19 protein-coding genes and 1 tRNA gene are annotated in these 19,880 nt (G+C 67.1%); 1 reads left to right on the forward strand and 19 read right to left on the reverse strand.

Going from position 1 to position 19,880, the window contains the following annotated elements; genetic code table 11:
* The first annotated feature begins 13 nt into the window (after positions 1-13).
* The gene (locus WC971_02950) at positions 14-1,519 is read left to right on the forward strand and encodes an adenylate/guanylate cyclase domain-containing protein (protein ID MFA5843770.1); all 1,506 of its coding nucleotides are present in this window, start codon (positions 14-16) and stop codon (positions 1,517-1,519) included.
* Positions 1,520-1,568: 49 nt separating this feature from the next.
* Here the strand turns inward: WC971_02950 and WC971_02955 are convergent.
* The 19 genes from WC971_02955 to WC971_03045 all read right to left on the reverse strand — a co-directional run bounded on the left by WC971_02955 (position 1,569) and on the right by WC971_03045 (position 19,810).
* A tRNA-Thr gene (locus WC971_02955) sits at positions 1,569-1,643 on the reverse strand.
* Positions 1,644-1,715: 72 nt separating this feature from the next.
* Positions 1,716-2,366 (reverse strand): RNA polymerase sporulation sigma factor SigH, encoded by a 651-nt coding sequence (gene sigH / locus WC971_02960; GenBank protein MFA5843771.1) that lies wholly within the window; start codon positions 2,364-2,366, stop codon positions 1,716-1,718.
* Positions 2,367-2,539: 173 nt separating this feature from the next.
* Positions 2,540-3,046, reverse strand: a complete 507-nt coding sequence (locus WC971_02965) for an NYN domain-containing protein (protein MFA5843772.1) — start codon at positions 3,044-3,046, stop codon at positions 2,540-2,542.
* Between the two features lies 1 nt (position 3,047).
* The gene (gene rlmB / locus WC971_02970) at positions 3,048-3,788 is read right to left on the reverse strand and encodes a 23S rRNA (guanosine(2251)-2'-O)-methyltransferase RlmB (GenBank protein MFA5843773.1); all 741 of its coding nucleotides are present in this window, start codon (positions 3,786-3,788) and stop codon (positions 3,048-3,050) included.
* Positions 3,789-3,790: 2 nt separating this feature from the next.
* Entirely contained in the window at positions 3,791-5,290 is a 1,500-nt protein-coding gene (cysS, locus tag WC971_02975) for a cysteine--tRNA ligase (GenBank protein ID MFA5843774.1), read from the reverse strand.
* 9 nt (positions 5,291-5,299) lie between these two features.
* Complete coding sequence (gene cysE, locus WC971_02980; GenBank protein MFA5843775.1) at positions 5,300-6,019, reverse strand: serine O-acetyltransferase; 720 nt, start codon at positions 6,017-6,019, stop codon at positions 5,300-5,302.
* 144 nt (positions 6,020-6,163) lie between these two features.
* Positions 6,164-6,649: a 2-C-methyl-D-erythritol 2,4-cyclodiphosphate synthase gene (gene ispF / locus WC971_02985; protein MFA5843776.1), complete on the reverse strand. Its 486-nt coding sequence runs from the start codon at positions 6,647-6,649 to the stop codon at positions 6,164-6,166.
* A complete protein-coding gene (gene ispD / locus WC971_02990) occupies positions 6,646-7,344 on the reverse strand; it encodes a 2-C-methyl-D-erythritol 4-phosphate cytidylyltransferase (GenBank protein MFA5843777.1) in 699 nt (232 codons plus the stop codon). The genes ispF and ispD overlap by 4 nt, the downstream gene beginning before the upstream one ends.
* On the reverse strand, positions 7,341-8,405 hold the full coding sequence (locus tag WC971_02995; GenBank protein MFA5843778.1) for a TRAM domain-containing protein: 1,065 nt from the start codon (positions 8,403-8,405) through the stop codon (positions 7,341-7,343). Before WC971_02995 ends, ispD begins: the two co-directional genes overlap by 4 nt.
* A 150-nt stretch (positions 8,406-8,555) precedes the next feature.
* Positions 8,556-9,617, reverse strand: a complete 1,062-nt coding sequence (disA, locus tag WC971_03000; GenBank protein ID MFA5843779.1) for a DNA integrity scanning diadenylate cyclase DisA — start codon at positions 9,615-9,617, stop codon at positions 8,556-8,558.
* 41 nt (positions 9,618-9,658) lie between these two features.
* On the reverse strand, positions 9,659-11,059 hold the full coding sequence (gene radA, locus WC971_03005) for a DNA repair protein RadA (protein MFA5843780.1): 1,401 nt from the start codon (positions 11,057-11,059) through the stop codon (positions 9,659-9,661).
* Between the two features lies 1 nt (position 11,060).
* Complete coding sequence (locus WC971_03010) at positions 11,061-13,613, reverse strand: ATP-dependent Clp protease ATP-binding subunit (protein ID MFA5843781.1); 2,553 nt, start codon at positions 13,611-13,613, stop codon at positions 11,061-11,063.
* A gap of 183 nt (positions 13,614-13,796) precedes the next feature.
* Positions 13,797-15,305: a lysine--tRNA ligase gene (gene lysS, locus WC971_03015; GenBank protein ID MFA5843782.1), complete on the reverse strand. Its 1,509-nt coding sequence runs from the start codon at positions 15,303-15,305 to the stop codon at positions 13,797-13,799.
* Positions 15,306-15,309: 4 nt separating this feature from the next.
* The gene (greA, locus tag WC971_03020; GenBank protein ID MFA5843783.1) at positions 15,310-15,783 is read right to left on the reverse strand and encodes a transcription elongation factor GreA; all 474 of its coding nucleotides are present in this window, start codon (positions 15,781-15,783) and stop codon (positions 15,310-15,312) included.
* Between the two features lie 142 nt (positions 15,784-15,925).
* Positions 15,926-16,156, reverse strand: coding sequence for a twin-arginine translocase TatA/TatE family subunit (locus WC971_03025; protein MFA5843784.1), 231 nt, complete (start codon positions 16,154-16,156; stop codon positions 15,926-15,928).
* An 82-nt stretch (positions 16,157-16,238) separates the two neighbouring features.
* Entirely contained in the window at positions 16,239-16,892 is a 654-nt protein-coding gene (locus WC971_03030; GenBank protein MFA5843785.1) for a redox-sensing transcriptional repressor Rex, read from the reverse strand.
* Between the two features lie 135 nt (positions 16,893-17,027).
* Positions 17,028-17,822, reverse strand: a complete 795-nt coding sequence (locus tag WC971_03035; protein MFA5843786.1) for an S-methyl-5'-thioadenosine phosphorylase — start codon at positions 17,820-17,822, stop codon at positions 17,028-17,030.
* Positions 17,823-17,918: 96 nt separating this feature from the next.
* Positions 17,919-18,923, reverse strand: a complete 1,005-nt coding sequence (locus WC971_03040) for an HD domain-containing protein (GenBank protein ID MFA5843787.1) — start codon at positions 18,921-18,923, stop codon at positions 17,919-17,921.
* 80 nt (positions 18,924-19,003) lie between these two features.
* A complete protein-coding gene (locus tag WC971_03045; GenBank protein MFA5843788.1) occupies positions 19,004-19,810 on the reverse strand; it encodes an SAM-dependent chlorinase/fluorinase in 807 nt (268 codons plus the stop codon).
* Positions 19,811-19,880: the final 70 nt, after the last annotated feature.

Genomic DNA, 19,880 nt, shown 5'->3' on the forward strand with positions numbered 1-19,880 from the left:
CCAGGAGGGGACCATGCCCAGGAAGAGGACCATCCGGCGCTTCGGAGGGACGCTGCCTTGGCTGCGCGCCGTTGCGTTCGCCACGATCGCTCTCGGCTCGCTGTCCGCGATGCCCTTCTACCCCTCGAGCATCACCCCGGTGATCGCCCTCGTCATCGGAGGTCTCGGAGTCCTCTCCGCGCAACTGGCGACACTCGCCGTCCTCACGCTCCTCGCACTGCCGATCGCCGCCGCGAACATCGTCGCGGGCGCGCTGTTCGCGCTCGTCGGCTACAGCGCGATGTCGTACCTCGGGCAGGACGACGCGAAGCCGTTCCTCGTCGTCGCACTGGCGATGCTAGCAGCCGGCGTCAAGGCGCAATGGGCGCTGCCGGTCCTCGCCGGCTACCTTCTCGGCTCGGGCGAGGGTTCGATCGCCGCGCTAGCCGCCTGCCTCGCCGCCGAAGGGGCGGGCCTCCTCCTCGGACACCCGGTCTTCGGCGTCGTGGTGGCCGGCGGCACTCCACCCCCCATCGTCGACCTCGCCCATCCGCCGGTCGACCCGCTCGCCTTCAAGTGGTTCGCCGCGTCGGTCTCCTCGCTCGACCCCAATCCCGTCATCGCACGCATCACGGCGGCGCGAGACGTCCCACTGCTTGCGACCCAGCCGTTCGCTTGGGCGGGAGCGGCGTGGCTCGCCGGCTTCATCCGCCGACCTGTCGGTCACCGGTTCCGCGGGGTGTGGGGACTGGGAGCGGTGTTCGCGGGTGTCGCGGCACTGGGGGGGTCGAGCGTCGCGCTCATGCGGGCGTTCTCCGGCCCCGTGAACGGAGCGACGCTCGCAGCGACAGGGGTGACCTCCTTCGTCGTGGCCCTCTTGGTCTCCGCTGTCAGCGACTGGGTGTTCACACCCTCCACCCCGAAGGCCATCGTCCCGCTCTCGTCGCTGGACACAGAGGACGCGGACGTGGACGAACTCCTGCGCCTCATATCGCAGGCCGAGGAGACGGTCGCAGCGAAGCACACCGTCGAGGCGGTGGTGCTGATCACCGACATGAAGTCCTTCTCGAAGATGACCGAGGAGGAGGGCAGCATCACCTCGGCGAAGCTCATCCAGCGACAGAGAGACCTGCTCCTTCCCCTGGTCACCGAGCATCGCGGGTGCGGCAAGTCGACCGGAGGCGACGGACTGCTCGCGAAGTTCGACCACCCGATCGACGCCCTCGAAGCCGCGATCGCGATGCAGCGAAAGCTCTCGGAGTTCAACACCGCGAAGGACATCGGCCATTCGATGACGATCCGCATCGGCATCGCGTCCGGCGAGGTCGTGCTCGACAAGCACGGCAGACCGTTCATCGGCAACGGCCTCAACATCGCGGCCCGAGTGATGAGCCTTGCCGACGGAGGCCAGATCTTCGCGACCCGGCCGGTCGTCGAACGCGCCGGACTCGACCGCTTCAAGGCCGAGGAACGCGGCACCTTCGACCTGAAGAACATCGCGACGCCGACCGACGTCTTCGAGATCGACAGCGGCGTCTAGTGACATACGCAACGGGGCCCGGCCTTCAAGACCGGGCCCCGCGGATGTCTGGAGCCGGCGGAGGGGATCGAACCCACAGCCTGCGGTTTACAAAACCGCTGCTCTGCCGTTGAGCTACGCCGGCGGCGACCCTGATTGTAGCCGCCAGCGCCCCGCGAAGGAACGCGATACTTCCAGCGTGCGTCGACGGTGGCGCTCAGCAGGCCCGACAGCGCTCGACCTGGAGCTCGACCTTGCGCTTCGTCCGCTGCAGGGCGTTGTCGACGGACTTGACATGCCGTCCGAGATCCTCGGCGATCTGCTGATAGGTGCGGCCCTCGACGTAGCGCCGGAGCACCTCCGTCTCGAACGGCGACAGCATGCTCGTGAAGCCGTCGCGGATACTGCGCGACTCCCACGCGGCGACGACGATGTCGGCGGGATCGCACTCCCGGGCAGCGAGTATGTCCGACAGCAGCCGCTCGCCCTCGTCCTCGGCCTGCTGAGTGCGGCTGAGGGAGACGTACCCGTTGAGGGGAGCGTGTTTCCTGCGTGTCGCGGCCTTGATCGCGGAAATGAGCTGGCGAGTGACGCACAACTCGGCGAAGGAGCGGAACGACGTCTGACGGCCACAGTCGAAATCGCGGATCGCCTTGAACAGGCCGATCATGCCCTCCTGCACGACATCGTCACGCTCGCCGCCGGCGATGAAGTAGGAGCGCGCTTTGCCACGGACGAAGGACCCATAGCGCGCGAATATCTGCGCGCATGCGCGTTGGTCGCCGGACTGGGCTGCTCGGATCAGCTCGAATTCCCCGTCGTGCCCCCGGCAGGGTCGACGACGTGCGGTCTCCCCTCCGACCGACACTTTACGTCCTCCCGTGAGAACCCTCTGCGATCGAGGGAAAGGACCGGCGCGGACAGGCCTCCGCACTCTCCCCGTACCCCGACGATACCACCGCGCCAGGTCGTGTCAATGCGACCCCGCGAACGTGAACAATCCTGAAAGGGCACTGTGTGACCCGGCTCACACGCCGTCGCTCATCGGCCCGAGCGAGCCCAGCGAAAGAGCGCAGCCCGTACCTCGGGATCCACTCGCTCCTCGACGGGGCCCCGGATCCCTCCGGAACGTGAGTGTGAGACGCGCACTGCGTTCTCGCGCGACTCGCGGACGAACTCCGCCGCCGACATCCGGGTCGTGCTTCCGCTCATGACCGCCCATTGCGTCTGCGCGTCGGACGTGACGACGACGGCCCCTTCTCCGCGCTCGCGAGCCCGCCTTGCGAGCGACTCGATCACTGTGTCGGCGTCCGCACCGCCTCTTGAGAAGACGACTGCGACACCCGCGACGTGGTGTACTCCCTCGTCGGGCGCGGAACGACCGGCTCCGTCGAAGACGACCGTCGCACGGAACGCACCGGCGGCGAAGGCCGCCACGTCCTCGACAAGACGAGCGCGCGCGGTGTCGAGATCGCGCTCGGCCAGGTCGCGATAGGAGGCGTCCGCGTGGATGACGTTGTACCCGTCGACGATGAGCCGACGAAGCATCTCAGCCCCGGGTCCGCCCGCGGCGCACCCATTCGAACGCGAGAGCCGTGGTGGCCTGAGCGACGTTGAGCGACGAGACGCGGCCTGCGAGCGGCAACCCGACGAGGAAGTCGCATGTCTCGGAAGTGAGCCGCGCGAGCCCGCTCCCCTCTGAACCCATCACGAGAACGATCCGTCCCTCTAGCGGTGCATCCCACACGGCGATCTCGGCGATCTCCGATGCCCCCGCGACCCAGTAGCCGGCGCCCTTACACGTGCGCAACGCCGAAGCGAGATTCGAGACACGCACGATCGGGAGGTACTCCTGCGCCCCGGCTGCGGCCTTGTAGGCGGCGGCGTTCATCGGAGCCGCTCTCCTCTCGGTGACGATGACCGCGTCCGCGCCGGCGCACTCGGCTGACCGGATCACGGCGCCGAGATTGCCCGGATCGGTCACGTGGTCCAGCGCGACGATGAGGCTCAGAGAAGCGCCCGACGTCGACGCGAGCACCCCGTCGAGGCTCGCATACTCGAAAGGCGCGACCTCGGCGATGACACCCTGATGCGCACCTCGCTCGCTTCCGGCATCGAGGATGCGGCGCGCGACGACGACCACGGGTACGCCCGCCTCGGCGGATCGTGTCCGCACCTCGTCGAGCCCGGGATCCGGACGCACGCCCTCGGCGATGAGAACCCGCTCGATCCGGCGGCCGGCTCGCAGCGCCTCGAGCACCGCGTTGCGGCCCTCGACGATCTCGCGCACCGCTATGCTTCCGACCGGTAAGTGACGCGGGCGCCCTGGGCCGTGTCCTCGACAACGAAACCGAGCCCGGCGAGACCGTCACGCACCGCGTCCGAGAGCGCCCAGTTCTTCTCCGTACGGGCGGCGGCACGGGTCGCGAGCAGCGCGTCCACGGCCTTCGCTGGATCGTCACCTGCGTAGCCTGCGACGTTGCGTGCCAGATCGACGACCTCTACCGGGAACTCGGACTCAGCGTCAACGCCGGCGGCAAGAGTGACGCCGAGGACGCCGAGCAGGCCGGAGACCTCCTGTTCCGCCCGGCCGAGCACGACCCTGTCGTCGGCACAGACGCCAGCTGCTCCCGCGCCCGCGAGAAAACCGTTCGCCGCCTTAGCCAGTTCGAACAGGGCGCCTAGGGCGCCGGCCGTGTTGAAGTCATCGTCCATCTCAGCTTCGAACTTCGTGCGAGCTTCGGCCGTCGCGCGTTCCAGAGACTCGCGAGCGGCCTCCCCCGCGCCAGCGCCGTCGGCAGCGCGCGTGCGAGCCCAGTCCAGGTTGCGGACGAGATTCGCTATGCGGTCGTATGCCGCGCCGGCCTCGTCGAGGCGCGTCGTCGAAAAGTCGAGCGGGGATCGATAGTGGGTCTGCAGCATGAGCAGACGCACCACCGGCGCAGGATAGGACTCGAGCACATCCTTCAACAGCATGAAGTTTCCGAGCGACTTGCTCATCTTCTCGGCGTTCACCTGCAACAATCCGCCGTGGAGCCAGTATCTGACGAACAGTGAGCCTGTGGCGGCCTCCGACTGGGCGATCTCGTTCTCGTGGTGCGGGAATATGAGGTCGCTGGCGCCCCCGTGGATGTCGAAAGGCAAGCCGAGTTCCTGCTCGGACATGACCGAGCATTCCAGATGCCAGCCAGGGCGTCCCTCTCCCCACGGGCTCGGCCAATGCGGCTCGCCCGGCTTGGCGGCCTTCCAGAGGGCGAAATCGAGAGGGTCGGCCTTGCGCTCGTCGATGTCGATACGCGCACCGGAGCGCAGGTCGTCGACGTCGCGGCCGGAAAGCTTCCCGTACCCCGGGAAACTCCGGACCGAGAAGTACACGTCCCCGTCGACGGCGTACGCGTGCCCGCGCGAGATGAGGCGCTCGACCATCCCGATCATCGCGGGGATGGTCTCGGTCGCCCGCGGCTGGGCGGTCGGCGCAAGGATGCCGAGTGCATCCATCGCCTCCAGGAACGAGAGAGTGTACTCGGAAGCGACCCGCGAAGCCGGTACGCCCTCGGCCATGGCCTGCTTGATGATCTTGTCATCGACGTCCGTGATGTTCTGGACGAAGCGGACATCGAAGCCGCGGTGGATGAGGTAGCGCCGGATGACATCGAAGGTGAGGAACGTCCGTGCGTTGCCTATGTGGATGTGGTTGTAGACGGTAGGCCCGCACACGTACATCGCGACCCTGCCGGACTCCCTCGGAACGAAGTCCTCCTTGGCCCGAGCCAGCGTGTTGTAGACGCGCAGGGTCACGTGTCAGCCTCCCGTGTCGCAGGTCTCTTCGTCCGCTTGACCGGTCTCGCCCGAGGGAAAGGTGGTCGTGTCCCGCTCCGACGCGGAGTCCTCGTCACGCGCAAGACGCGCCTCCAGGCGGTCCACACGCCGCTGCATGCACCGGAACATCTCGACGACGGGGTCGGGAAGGTCCTCGTGATGGAGGTCGATCGTCTCGAGACGCATGCCCTCGCGCACGACGACGCGCCCCGGGATACCGACGACGGTACAGTTCGGCGGGACGTCGTGGATGACGACGGCGCCGCCACCGATCTTGCTGCCTCGACCTACGGTGATGTTCCCGAGCACGGTCGATCCCACGCCGATCACCACGCGGTCCTCGATGGTAGGGTGACGCTTGCCCGTCTCCTTGCCTGTGCCTCCGAGAGTCACGCCCTGATAGATCGTCACGTCCTCGCCGATGATCGTCGTCTCACCGATCACCACGCCCATGCCGTGGTCGATGAAGCACCGCTTGCCTATCGTCGCCGCGGGGTGGATCTCTATCCCTGTGTGGTGCCGCACCCACTGCGAGATGACCCGCGCAAGCAGGACGAAGCCCGCCCCGTGAAGACGGTTCGTGCGGCGGTGCCAACGGATGGCTTTCAGCCCGGGGTAGTTGAGGAGCGCGGACAGGGTCGACGTGCAGGCGGGGTCCCGCTCCTTGACGGCGGCGATGTCGGCGCGCAGACGCGAGAGCATGCTCGAGACGACCTCCTCGTCGGACGCGTGCCTGCCGCTCACTATGGCAACCGGCGACCGCCCGTGTCAAACCCGCGCGGCGGTATCCGATCACACCGGTCGAGCCCTGCTACCTGCACGAACACATCACGAGACGGATCCGGTTCACACACGCCGAACGAGGACCACGGCGTGGGCCGCAGCCCCTTCGCCGCGCCCTTCGAAACCGAGACCCTCGGTCGTGGTCGCCTTCACGCCCACCCTCTCGACCGGCACACCCAGCGCTTCGGCGAGATTCGCTCGCATGGCTTCACGGAAGCCTGCGACCTTCGGCCGTTCGAGCACGAGTGTCGTATCGGCGTCGACCAGCTCGAAACCCCGCGCCTCGAGGAGGGAGGCGACCTCCCGCAGGAGCCCGAGACTCGAGGCGTCGGCGTAGCGCGGGTCGTCGTCGGGAAAGAGCCGCCCGATATCCCCTTCTCGCAGAGCGCCCACGATCGCGTCCATGAGCGCATGCGCGAGGACGTCCGCGTCGGAGTGACCGACGAGCCCCGCGTCGAAGGGGATGTCTACGCCTCCCAGGACGAGCCGCCTACCAGGCTCGAGACGATGGGCGTCGTAGCCGACACCGATGCGGAAGTCGCCGGTCACGCCTCGACCTCCCGAAACGCGATGATCGCCTCGACTAGGGCGAGGTCCTCTCCTGTGGTGACCTTGAGGTTGTCGCGCGGGCCTTCGAGCACGCGCACGACCCCGCCCGCCCGCTCGACCACCGACGCATCATCCGTCCCCTCGAAGACGTCCACTTCAGCGGCCGCCATCGCCTCTCGCAGGGCCACCGCACGGAAGACCTGCGGCGTCTGCACGACCCAGAGGCGCGAGCGATCCGGCGTGTCGACGATCACCCCGTCCAGCGCAACGACCTTCACCGTGTCGGACGCGGGATGACCGACGACCGCACCCACCGCCTCGGGATGATCGGCGAGCTCGTCGACGACCGACTGGATCAACCGCGAAGTGACGAGAGGGCGCGCACCGTCGTGGACGAGGATGGTCGCGACGTCCGGGCCGACCGCGGCGAGACCCGCCGCGACGGACATCCGCCGCGTCTCCCCACCGGAGACGAAGATCACTCCATCAGCCAGCGGTCCACATGCAAGGCGGTACTCGTCGACGCGATCGGGATGCGTGACCACCACGACCGCGTCGACGGCGTCGCATCCGACGAACACCTCGAGAGTGCGGGCGACCAGAGGCCGCCCCACGGCGAATGCGGTCTGCTTGCCGCCCTCGCGGCCGAACCTCGACCCCGAGCCCCCCGCGACGATGATCGCCGCGACGCTCATGATGGCCGCACCTTCGAGAAGACCATCCGCCCAGCGGACGTCTGAAGAACCGACGTCACCTCCGCGTCCACGTCCGAACCGACGTGGTCGTGCCCGCCGGCGACGACGACCATCGTCCCGTCAGGAAGGTAACCGACACCCTGGCCGGGCTCTTTGCCCTCCTTCGCGATGGTGACCCTCAGCACCTCTCCGGGAAGGTGACTCGGCTTGAGCGCCAACGCGAGTTCGTTGAGGTTGAGGACGGGAAGACCCTGCACGCGAGCGACCTTCGTCAGGTTGAAATCGACCGTGACGATCGCCCCGCCGCCGTCCTTCGCCAGCCGCAGAAGCTTCCCGTCGACGTCGGGAACGTCGGGATAGTCGGCGTCGAACACGTCGACCGACATGGTGCCGCTGCGAGCCGTCGCGAGCAGGTCGAGACCGCGACGGCCGCGTGCACGCCGCTCGTCGTCGGCGGAGTCCGCCAGCGTCTGCAGCTCGGCAAGGACGAAGCCGGGCACGCGCAAGCGACCCTCGAGGAAGCCGGTCCGGCGCAGTTCGGCGAACCGCCCGTCGATGACCGCGCTGGTGTCGAGGATCTTCGGGAGGGCCACGTCGGAGGAACCGGGCAAGTCCCCCCCCGCACCTGCGTTGAGCTTCCCCAGCGCGTGGTTCACCTCGATGCGCTTTATGAGCGCGACACGGACCCCCGCGTAGCAGAGCAACCCGTACAGCAGGACTATCGAGAGGAACGAGACCCACTGGGGCCGCAGCATGCGCAGCGGGTATGACAGCATGAGGGCGACGACGAGGCCCGTGACCAATCCGACAGCGGACAGCACGATGTCGGCCGTCGAGTACGTCTCTAGAGAGCGCTCGATGCGGTCGTAGAGGCTCGTGAGCTCCCTGCCGACGATGCCACCGATGAGGTAGCCGATAGAGCATCCCAGGATGATGAAGATGAAGATGACGAATGACTGCTGGAAGCCTATCTGGTCGGTCCAGTCGATGAGCTGCGAGACCCGGAACCCGCCGAGCGCCCCCGCGGTGAAGAGCACGAATCGCGTGAGCTGAACGATCATGGCGGTTGACGCGTCAGTCGGCGCTCAGCTTCGAGCGCGCTGCGAGCCGTCACCTCCCTAGTCTCCATATCCGTCCGGCCGAGTGCCGTCGGAACAGGAGAACAGCCTAGCACATCAGGGAGTCCCCACGGTCCCGCGGATAGAACAGGCTCAGATGGATGAATGGTCCTTCAGCCGCCGCAGTCCGTCGAAGATCGTCCGAGCCCGGCGGGCGCCGACACCGTCCACCTCGTCCAGCTGCTCCACGGTCGCGACCAGCAGCGCCGGGAGGGTCTCGAAGCGCTCGATGAGCCGGTTCACCACGGTCCCCGGCAGACCGGGCACGCGACGCAGTATCCGATACCCCTTCGGCTGCACGTGGCTCTCCGAGACCTCCGCGCTCGGAGGAAGCCCGAGCATGCCCGCGACGATCGCGGCATCGAGCAACTGCTCGGAGCCGAGGCCGCCCACCTGTGCCCTGAGCGCCGTGATCTTGCGCGGCCCGGCCTCCGGCGAATAGTCGCGCAGAAGGCTCAGGTAGTCCTCGTCGGTCGCGAGCATGAGCTCATCGGCCTGCAGCCGCACGAGACGCCCCTCCGTACCGAGCTCGGCGATGTAGCGCCCGACCTCCCGGGCGACCCGATGCAGCATCTCCGAGCGCTGGATGACCGTCGCCACGTCCGAGAGCGTGACGGCGTCCTCGAACTCGAGAGCGGCGAGATGCCCGGAGACCTCGTCGAGTCGGCTGCGGTACCTCTGGAGTGTCTGCAGCGCCTGGTTGGCCTTCGCGAGAACGACGTCGATCGCCTCGAGCGTGAGTTTCTCCCCGTGCTGATAGAGGCTGACGACATCTCGGCGCGCAGAGACGGAGATGACCAGCGCTCCCGTCTGCAGGCTGACCCTTTCCGCTGTGCGGTGGCGCATCCCCGTCTCCGACGTGGGGAGACGGTGATCGGGGACGAGGTGCACGTTCGCCTTGAGGATCCGCTCGCATTCGCCGTCGAGGACTATGGCGCCATCCATCTTCGCCAGTTCGAAGAGTCGCTGCGGCGTGAAGGTGATGTCGACGGCGAAACCCCCGTTGCACAGCTTCTCGACGCGGTCTTCCGCCCCGATGACGACGAGCGCGCCCGAGCGCGCGGAGAGGATGTAGTCGAGACCTTCCCGCAAAGCCGTTCCGGGTGCCACACGGTCGAGCGTCGCCCGCATGAGTTCGTAGGTCCTCGTGTCCACCGCTCCCCCTCTCGCCCAACCGACGGGATCCTCCGGCTCGATCACCGTTCGCCCGACCGCACACCGTCCTTGCGCCCATCCGACACCCGCGCGCTACGCGGCTCGAGCCCTGCCTGACGGATCGCCGACGCGATGTCGCCCGCCTCCCGCGTCTCGACACCCGTCCCTCCATCGCCCTCGGAGGGCGCGAGCACCGCCGCGGAGAATCCCATGCGTCCCGCTTCGCGCAGGCGCGACTCGCGATGCGGGACGCGACGCACGACACCGGTCAGACCGACTTCACCGAAGGCGACGAGTCCGACGGGCACCGGGACGTCGAGCCTCGCCGAGGTTATCGCTAGCGCGAGCGGCAGGTCGACGGCGGGCTCCGTGACACGAACGCCACCGGCGACCGCGACGTAGACATCGTGCTGTCCGAACACCATCCCCGCGCGACGCTCGAGGACGGCGAGCACCTGGAGCAGCCGCCCGGTATCCACTCCGGTAGCGAGCCGACGGGGCATCTGCAGATACGACGGCGTGACGAGCGCCTGGACCTCCACAAGGAGCGGCCGGGAGCCTTCGACCGCCGCCATCACGGCGGACCCGGGCGCATGTGCGCGCTCGGCGAGCAGGGTGCCCGACGGCTGACCGACGCCGACCAGGCCGTCCTCGCCCATCTCGAAGATGCCGATCTCGCTCGCTGAGCCGAAACGGTTCTTGGCAGCGCGCACGACGCGGAACGCATGGTCACGATCGCCTTCGAAGTACAGGACCGTGTCGACCATGTGCTCGAGCACACGGGGGCCGGCGATGGCGCCGTCCTTGGTCACATGACCCACGACGACGATGATGGTGTCTCGTTCCTTCGCCAAGCGGACGAGACGGGCGGTGCACGCTCGCACCTGCCCGACGCTACCGGCGACGCCGGCGAGCCCAGGGTCGGACGCCGTCTGGATCGAGTCGACGACGACCAGGTCGGGACGCCGATCCTCGACCACCGATACGACGGCCGTGACGTCGACCTCCGCGAGCAGTTCGACACCCTTCCCCGACACGCCGAGCCGATCGGCGCGGAGCTTGATCTGTCGCGGCGACTCCTCGCCGCAGACATAGATCACACGCCCACCGCGGCGTGCGAGGCTGTCGGCGGCCTGCAGCAGCAATGTCGACTTCCCGATACCGGGTTCGCCCCCGATCAGAACGACCGAGCCGCGGACCAGTCCTCCGCCTAGGACGCGGTCGAACTCGGCGATACCCGTCGCGACACGCTCGTCCTGTGCTGAGGAGACCTCGTCGATCGGTACCGGCTGCGCGTGCACACGGGCGGGATCGGAGATGGAGACGGTCTCGGACTCCTCGACGAACGACCCGAACTCGCCGCACTCGGGACAACGGCCGACCCAGCGGGCGGAACCGTATCCGCATTGCTGACAGTGGAACACAGAGTGCGGTTTCGCCATCTCAGCCTGCGGCGCCGCCGGCCGCCGACGGGCCACCGGAGGAGCGGCCGCCGGAGCGTCGAGGCATGGTGGCCTTGGGTTCGCGCGGCGCCGCGGGCGCGACGGGCACCGCCGCCTTGCCCTTCCCGCGCTCGAAGACGAGGGACCCGTCGCGGACCTCGAGAGAGACGACATCGCCGGCGCTCCATTGGCCGGCAAGGATCTGCTCGGAGAGTGGGTCCTCCACGAATCGCTGGATCGTGCGGCGAAGCGGCCTAGCGCCGAGCGCAGGGTCGAAGCCGTTCGCGGCGAGCAGCTTGCGCGCCTCCACCGATAACGTGATACCGATGCCCTGCAACGCGAGCTGTTCGCGCAGACGGGACACCATGAGGTCCACGATCGACCCGATCTCATCGGAGTCCAGGTCGTGGAAGACGATCACCTCGTCGACGCGGTTGAGGAACTCGGGACGGAAGGCCTTCTTGAGCTCTCCGGTCACGCGCTCCTTCAGGATCTCGTACGGGATAGCACCGCCGGACTGCGCCGGCCCGAAGCCGAGTGTCTTGCCCTTGGCGATATCGCGCGCCCCCAGGTTGCTCGTCATGATGAGGATCGTGTTCTTGAAGTCGATCCGGCGGCCCTGCGCGTCGGTGAGGCGGCCCTCCTCCAATATCTGGAGCAGGACGTTGAACACGTCCGGATGGGCCTTCTCGATCTCGTCGAAGAGCACCACCGAGTACGGCTTGCGACGCACGAGCTCCGTCAGCTGGCCGCCGTTCTCGAACCCGACGTAGCCCGGAGGGGAGCCGACCATGCGCGAGACGGTGTGTTTCTCCATGTACTCCGACATGTCGAGCTGGATCAGCGCGTCCTCCGTACCGAAGAGGAACGAAGCGAGCGCCTTGGACAACTCGGTCTTGCCGACGCCTGACGGCCCGAGGAAGATGAACGAACCCGCGGGACGGCGCGGATCCTTGAGCCCCGCCCGCGTGCGCCGGATGGCGCGTGAGACGGCGCAGACGGCCTCGTCCTGACCGACGATCCGCTCGTGGATGCTCGCCTCCATGCGCAGGAGCTTGGCGGTCTCCTCTTCGGTGAGGCTCGTCACCGGGATACCGGTCCACATCGAGACGATCTCAGCGATCTCGATCTCGGTGACCTCGACGAGTCGCCGGTTGTCCGGCTTCAGCCACGCGTCCTCGATGCGGCGCTTCTCGGCCAGCACCTGCTTCTCCTTGTCGCGCAGGCTCGCGGCCTTCTCGAACTCCTGCGCCTCGATCGCCGCTTCCTTCTCCTGTCGCACCCCCCTGAGCCGCTCCTCGACCTCCCGGACGTCGGGTGGAGCGGTCATGGTCTTGATGCGCATCTTCGAACCGGCCTCGTCTATGAGGTCGATCGCTTTGTCGGGCATGAACCGGTCGGAGATGTAGCGGCTCGCCAGGTTCGCGGCCGCCAGTATCGCACCGTCGGTGATCGAGACCCGGTGATGGGCCTCGTAGCGGTCGCGGAGACCGTGGAGTATCTCGATCGTCTCCTCGATTGAGGGCTCGCCGACCACGATCGGCTGGAACCGGCGCTCTAGCGCGGGGTCCTTCTCCACGTACTTACGATACTCGTCGAGCGTGGTCGCTCCGATGGTCTGCAGTTCTCCGCGCGCCAGCGCGGGCTTGATGATCGACGCCGCGTCGATGGCGCCCTCCGCCGCGCCCGCGCCGACGAGGGTGTGCATCTCGTCGACGAACAGGATCACGTCACCACGCTCGCGGATCTCCTTCATCACCTTCTTGAGGCGCTCCTCGAACTCGCCTCGATACTTGCTCCCCGCGACGAGCGCCGCTAGGTCGAGCGTGTAGAGCTGCTTGTCGCGGATGGTCTCGGGCACCTCATCTCGCGCTATCGACTGCGCGAGTCCTTCCACGACCGCAGTCTTGCCGACGCCGGGCTCGCCGATGAGCACCGGGTTGTTCTTGGTGCGCCTCGACAGGATCTGCATCACGCGCTCGACCTCGACCGCGCGGCCGATGACCGGGTCGAGCTTGCCCTCCTTCGCCTGGCGAGTGAGGTTGCGGCCGAACTCGTCGAGCAGCTGGCTCGACGAGCCGTGTCCGTGCTCCTCGCCACCCTCCGTCTGCTTCCCGTAGTAGCCGGAGAGCAGCTGGATGACCGCGGAGCGGACCTTCTCGAGGTCGGCGCCGAGGTTGAGCAGGACCTGGGCGGCTACGCCCTCGCCCTCGCGGATCAAGCCGAGAAGGACATGCTCGGTGCCGATGTAGTTGTGCCCGAGCTGAAGAGCCTCTCGAAGGCTGAGCTCGAGTACCTTCTTCGCCCGAGGTGTGAACGGTATGTGACCGGTCGGGACGTACGTGCCGCGCCCGATGAGCTCCTCCACCTGGGTGTGGACGTCCTCGAGAGAGATGTTGAGGCTCTCGAGCGCCCTCGCGGCGATGCCGTCCTGCTCGCGGATGAGCCCGAGGAGCAGGTGCTCCGTACCGATATAGTTCTGGTTGAGGATGCGCGCCTCTTCCTGGGCGTACACCACGACCCTGCGTGCCTTCTCCGTGAAACGCTCGAACATCGCTTATCTCCTATGGATGTGCGACCGACTCGGCCGGACTCGTCGTGATCCTGGCGGGATACCCGTCCTCCTAGTATACCCCGCTCGACGGGCGAACGACCTCGGAGTGGACGTCAGCAAGCGCGGTGCCATCGGATGTGAGCGTATCTGACTCATATCCTACCGCGGCGGACGCGGTGGGGATCAGGATTCCGGACGCATGTGCGGGAAGAGGAGCACGTCCCGGATCGAGGCGGAATCGGTCAGGAGCATGGCGAGACGATCGATCCCCACACCGAGACCCCCCGCCGGCGGCATCCCGTACTCCATCGCTCGAAGGTAGTCCTCGTCGTAGCCCATCGCCTCGTCGTCGCCAGCGCCCTTCGCGTTCGCCTGCTCGGCGAAGCGCTCCCTCTGGTCGACCGGGTCGACGAGCTCCGAGAACGCGTTCGCGATCTCGCGACCACAGATGATCAATTCGAAACGGTCGGTGACCAGAGGGTCGCCGGTCTTGCGCCGCGCCAGCGGCGATGTCGCCAGCGGGTAGTCGGTCACGAAGGTTGGCATGCGCAGACCGCATTCGACAAGCTTCTCGAACAGCTCCGTGAACAGCTTGCCCGCCTGCCATGACGGTTCGTGCGGAACACCCCGGCGGTCGCACAGCGCCCGCAGCCCAGCGTCGGGCAGGTGCACGTCGACACGCTCGCCGACGGCCTCGGAGACGAGTTCGGCCATCGTGCGACGTGGCCACGGCGGGGTGAGGTCGAGTGCCTCTCCCTGGTACGAGGTCACGAGCGTCCCGAGCGTCTCGCGAGCCGCGGCTTCTACAATCCCCTCGGTCAGAGACATCATGCCGTCTATGTTGGTGAAAGCCTGGTATGCCTCGAGCATCGTGAACTCGGGATTGTGGCGGACGGAGACGCCTTCGTTGCGGAACGATCGGTTGATCTCGAAGACACGCTCGAACCCCCCGACGAGCAACCGCTTCAGGTAGAGTTCGGGCGCGATGCGCAGGTATAGATCCATGCCGAGGGCGTTGTGGTGGGTGACGAACGGCCGCGCCGTGGCGCCTCCGGGGATCGGATGGAGCATCGGCGTCTCCACCTCGAGGAACCCCTCGGTCTCCATGTACCGCCGAACGGCCGCGATCATGCGGAAGCGCGACTCGAAGACCTGTTTGACCTCGGGATTCACCACAAGGTCGACATAGCGCTGCCGATACCTGGTCTCCGTGTCGCTCAGCCCGTGGAACTTCTCCGGCAGGGGACGCAGCGACTTCGCGAGCAGCGCGATCCCGGCAGGAGCGACCGACAGTTCTCCCCGTCTTGTACGGAGTACGGCGCCGGTCGCACCGACCCAATCGCCGAGGTCGAGACCGTCGACGACCGCGAGCGCTCCCTCGTCTAGAGTATCCGCGCGGCAGAACAGCTGCAGATCGCCGGTCGCGTCGCGCACCACGAGGAATACGAGCTTGCCCTGATCGCGCTTCGCGACGAGCCTTCCAGCCACAGAGACCGTCTCGTCCGCCTCCGTCCCCGCAGGCAGGTCAGCGAAGCGGGCATGGAGATCGGCGGAGCGTGCGGTCACATCCCAGCGATCCCGGTAAGGCTCGACGCCCGCCGTACGCATCGCGTCGACCTTCGCGCGCCGGACGGCGAACGGGTCGTCCAGCCCCCGTGCCCCGTCCCGATCGGCGTGGCTGCCTTCGCTCATCGGCTCAGTGGCTGATGGCGAGGATCTGGTAGCGCAGGATGCGGCCCGAGGGGACGGAGACCGCTACGGTATCGCCCTTGCGGGCTCCCATGACCGCCTGCCCGACCGGCGACTCGTTCGAGATGCGACTGTGGGCGGGGTCCGCCTCCGCGGAGCCTACGAGCTGATAGGAGTGGACCTCCCCGGTCTCCTCGTCCTGGATCTCGACGCGCGAGCCGAGGTTGACCTTGTCGCTCTTCTTTGGCGTATGGATGAGCGTGGCGTTCGCGAGTATCTGGTTGATCTCGATGATGCGACTCTCGACCCACGCCTGCTCGTTCTTGGCGTCGTCGTACTCCGAGTTCTCGGAGATGTCCCCGAACTCCTTGGCCTCCTTGATCCGCTCCCCCACCTCGTGGCGGCGGACCGTCTCCAAGTGGCGCAATTCTTCTTCGAGCCGAGCAAGACCCTCTGCGGTGAGGGCGACTTCCTTCTGCATCCGTACTCCCGACAGGTCGTGGCTGGCGGCACCGTCACCGCATCCGAAGCTCTAGAGCACCGAAAGGGGTGACGGTCCGTGAGAGTATACCGGATACGGGATGGCGGACAAGACCACGTCCGTAACCGGCGGGACGATGCCTCTAGGCCTCGTCCTCTTCATCGGCATCCTTGGCGGGCTTCGCCTTCGGCTTGACCGGCTCGGACCCCTCGTCCGCTTCGTCGTCCTTGCCGTCGACGCCTTCCCGGATGGCCTTCACGGTCTTCCCGAGCGACTTGCCGAGCTGCGGGAGCCGCTTCGGACCGAAGAGCAGCAGGATCGCGGCGGCGATCAGCAGGAGTTCGGGAGTCCCTAGTCCGAACAATGCAGCCATGACGCCTCCTTGCTTCGTGACCGGCCGCTCGGCCGGCCGTGACAGGCCGCTCGCGCAGCCGACGGCTAGGTTACCACCCCGTCTACGCAGACGCCACGCCTTCCCTGCGCGACAGGTAGTACAGGGTATGAAGCAACTCCTGCACCGGATCGGTGTTGTGCAGCGTCACATGTCCCGGCACGCGCACCATCACCGGCGTGTAGTTCAGGATGACGGACACCCCCGCATCGACGAGCCGATCCGCCACGACCTGCGCCGCATCCGGCGGAACGGCGATGACCCCGATGCGTATCCCCTGCTCGGCGACGAGCGACTCCAAGTCGTCGATGTGGCGGACGACGGTCCCCCCCAGGCGCAACCCGATCTTGCGGGAGTCGTTGTCGAATACGCCCGAGACGATGAAACCGTGGGTGCGCAGACCTTGGTAGTCCGCGATGGCGGATCCGAGATTGCCGGCGCCGACGAGCGCGAGACGATGCGTGTGGTCGGCGCCGAGGATCTTCTGGATCCTCCCGACGAGCGTCGTGATGTCGTATCCGACGCCGCGCTTGCCGAAGGAACCGAAGTGAGTGAGATCGCGCCTGATCTGGGCGGGGTTCACCGACGTGAGCTCCCCCAGCCGAGCAGACGAGACGGTCGCTTGACCATCCTGTCGCAGCGAGATGAGAACGTTGAGGTAGTGCGGCAACCTCTCGATGACACCCTCTGGTATCCGATTGACGACTACCGGGACCATGCTTCGCATCATCTCCACGCATCACTGAGGCCGACCGTGTCCCCGGTCTGCCCATCGAGTATGCCCGATATCGTAACTACTGTTACAAACTGGGGCAAGGTGGAGTGCCCCAACACCTGGCGGGACTCGAGTGGCTCAGAACGCGGCGCCCTCGAGACCATGTGCGCAGACGCACTCCCGATCGACAGGAAGAGCCGGGATCATCGCGAAGAGCAGATCGCGTACCTTCGCATTGTTCTCGTTGAACACGCGCACGACTTCGTCGTTCGTCACGGGCTCTGCCCCATCGGCTCCAGCGTCGTGATCGGTGATCAGCGAGATGTTGCAGTAGCATATCTCGAGCTCGCGGGCGAGGTAGCACTCAGGGTACTGGGTCATGTTGATGACCTCCCAGCCCTGGGCGGCGAACCAGCGCGACTCTGCGCGAGTGGAGAACCGCGGACCCTGGATCACGACTACCGTACCGGTGGGATGGACCGTGATGCCTAGCTCGCGAGCCTTGTCGACGGCGACGCCGCGCATCACCGGACAGTACGGGTCCGCGGACGAGACGTGTGTCGTCGTGGGACCGTCGTAGAACGTGTCCTTCCGGCCGCTCGTGCGGTCCACGAACTGGTCGCAGATGACGAACTCCCCGGGCTTCACGTGGGACTGGAGACTCCCGCACGCGTTCGGGCCGATGATCCTGCCGACACCCAGTTGCTTCATGGCCCAGACGTTCGCGCGGTAGTCGATCATGTGGGGCGGAAGCGTATGCTCCTTGCCGTGGCGCGGAAGGAAGGCGACCGAGCGTCCACCGATCTCGCCTACCGTGACCGGCGCCGAAGGCGCTCCGTACGGAGTATCGACCTTGTACTCCCTGGCGTCGGACAGCAGCGAGTAGAAGCCGCTGCCCCCGAATACCCCGATCTCAGCGGTGGGGTGCGTCATTTGCCGTCCTTTCGTCCTGCGCAGAATCCAGTTCACGCAGATTGTAGCGGAACCCGCTGGGTGCCGACGCGGGCCGCCCGACATCGCCCGGCGCATCTACGCGGATCTGACCAGGTGCTCGTCGTCCTCCTCGGGAACGTCGAGCGGCTCGTCCTCTAGCGCGCGCGGCACGTAGAGCGGGCGGCGGAACAGGTTCGCGACATCGGTCCAGCGCTCCTCGACCGCGGAGGCCCCGGCGGCGATCTCCAGGAATCCGGACGCCTTGGCGTCCAGGTTGTCGGCGTGGTGCAGAAGCAGAGCCTCGACCGTCGAGGGTCGCTTGGGCGCTCCCCACTCGAGCTCGCCGTGGTGCGACAGGACGACGTGCGACAGGCGTCCGGCCACGTCCGGTCGAAGCGTCGTCCCGAGACGCTCTGCCGCGGCGCGCACCCTGCGGTCTCCAAGGACCACGTGACCGATGAGCCTCCCCTCGTCCGTGTACTCGATGGACACGTCACAAGTGAGCTCGTCCACCTTCCCCACATCGTGCATCAGCGCGGCGGCGAGCAGCAGGTCGCCGTCGACTCCTTCGTAGACCGTGGCCAACCGCCGACACAGAGAGGCGACGCAGACCGTGTGCTCCAGCAGACCGCCGACGTATGCATGGTGCGCCGACCGGGAAGCCGGCCATCGTCCGAAACGGCTTGCGACGACCGGATCCGAGAAGACTCCGTCAAGAACATCCGCGAGCGCACGATCGCGTACGGAAGAACGCAACGTGGTGAAGCGTCGCGCGAGTTCGGCGCGGTCGCGTCGACCGGACGGCAGGAGGTCCGCAACGTCATAGGCGGCGACGGGCCTCAAGGATTCCACCGACACTCGGCGCACGCCGCGATACGAGGTCACCGTTCCCCGGACCCTGACTACCGTCCCGACGGGAACGGATCGGGCATCGCCGTCGGGGCGGAAGCAGACCGCGGGGATGTGACCGGTGCGGTCACCAAGATCCAGCGAAAGGTACGCCTCGCCGGAGCGGGTCGATCGGACCTCCTTCGCGCGTAGCGCGAACGTCGAGTCCACACCCTGTCCCTCGCGCAACCGCGCGACGTAGTCCTCCTTCATCGCCGACCTCCCACGTGACCTCGCCCGGATCGCATGACCCGCTTGCACGCACCATACGGCGCGGGTCTGACACGGGCGGGTCAGGACGCGGGCTTGAGTCGCGCGGTGTGGCCCGGCTCGATGCCGTATCTCTCGGAAGCGCTCCCCATGCGCACAGCCAGCGTGAGCCACCCGGATGAATCGACCAGGGCGACGGGCGCCCCTTCCGGTACGTCCGAGAAGGTGGTCGCCAACGGCGCGCGAACACTCAGGTGGCCGAAACCGAGTTCGAGGGTAGGAACGTCGAGTCCGGCGTCGGGCAACTCCCCGCCCGCGATACCGATCCGCACGGAGCCGAAACGGTCGATGTCGAGCACATCGGCCGCCACCTCACCGGACTCGATCCTCCAGGACGAGAAGGGTGCAGGCTCCAACTCCGCCGGGTCGAAGGCGGTCCCCACCTTGCGCGGCGGCACTCCGCTGGCAAGGAGCGCCGCCGCGGGCGAGAGGATGTCCCGTGCGTGGAACGTCGGAAGCGGCGCACGGTAGTCGAGGCACGAGGGATCGATCGCGTACGCCTCGGCCACTCCGCCGCTCGCCCATGTGGCCGGGAGCAGGACTCCGTTGTCGGGACCCACGAGCCGCGTCCCGGACTTCGTCACCAAGCAGACGTCGCGTCTTCCGCCCCCCACCCCGGGATCGACGACCGCGAGGTGTATCGCGTCAGGCAACTGCCAGACACCGGATGCGCACACGACAGCCCCTTTGCGGATGTCGAACGGGGGCACGAGATGCGAAAGGTCGACGACGCGCGCCTGAGGACATGCGCGGTGGATGACCGCATGGCACACCCCCACCCACGTGTCGTCGAGACCGAAGTCCGAGACGAAGCAGATGATCGCCTGCAATCCCGCTCACCCCTTCGCTCGCGGAGGAACCCGACTCCTTGCGGTACCATGGTCTCATCATACGACCGGA

This window comes from Coriobacteriia bacterium, from assembly GCA_041658765.1.
Lineage (GTDB): Bacteria > Actinomycetota > Coriobacteriia > Anaerosomatales > JBAZZO01 > JBAZZO01.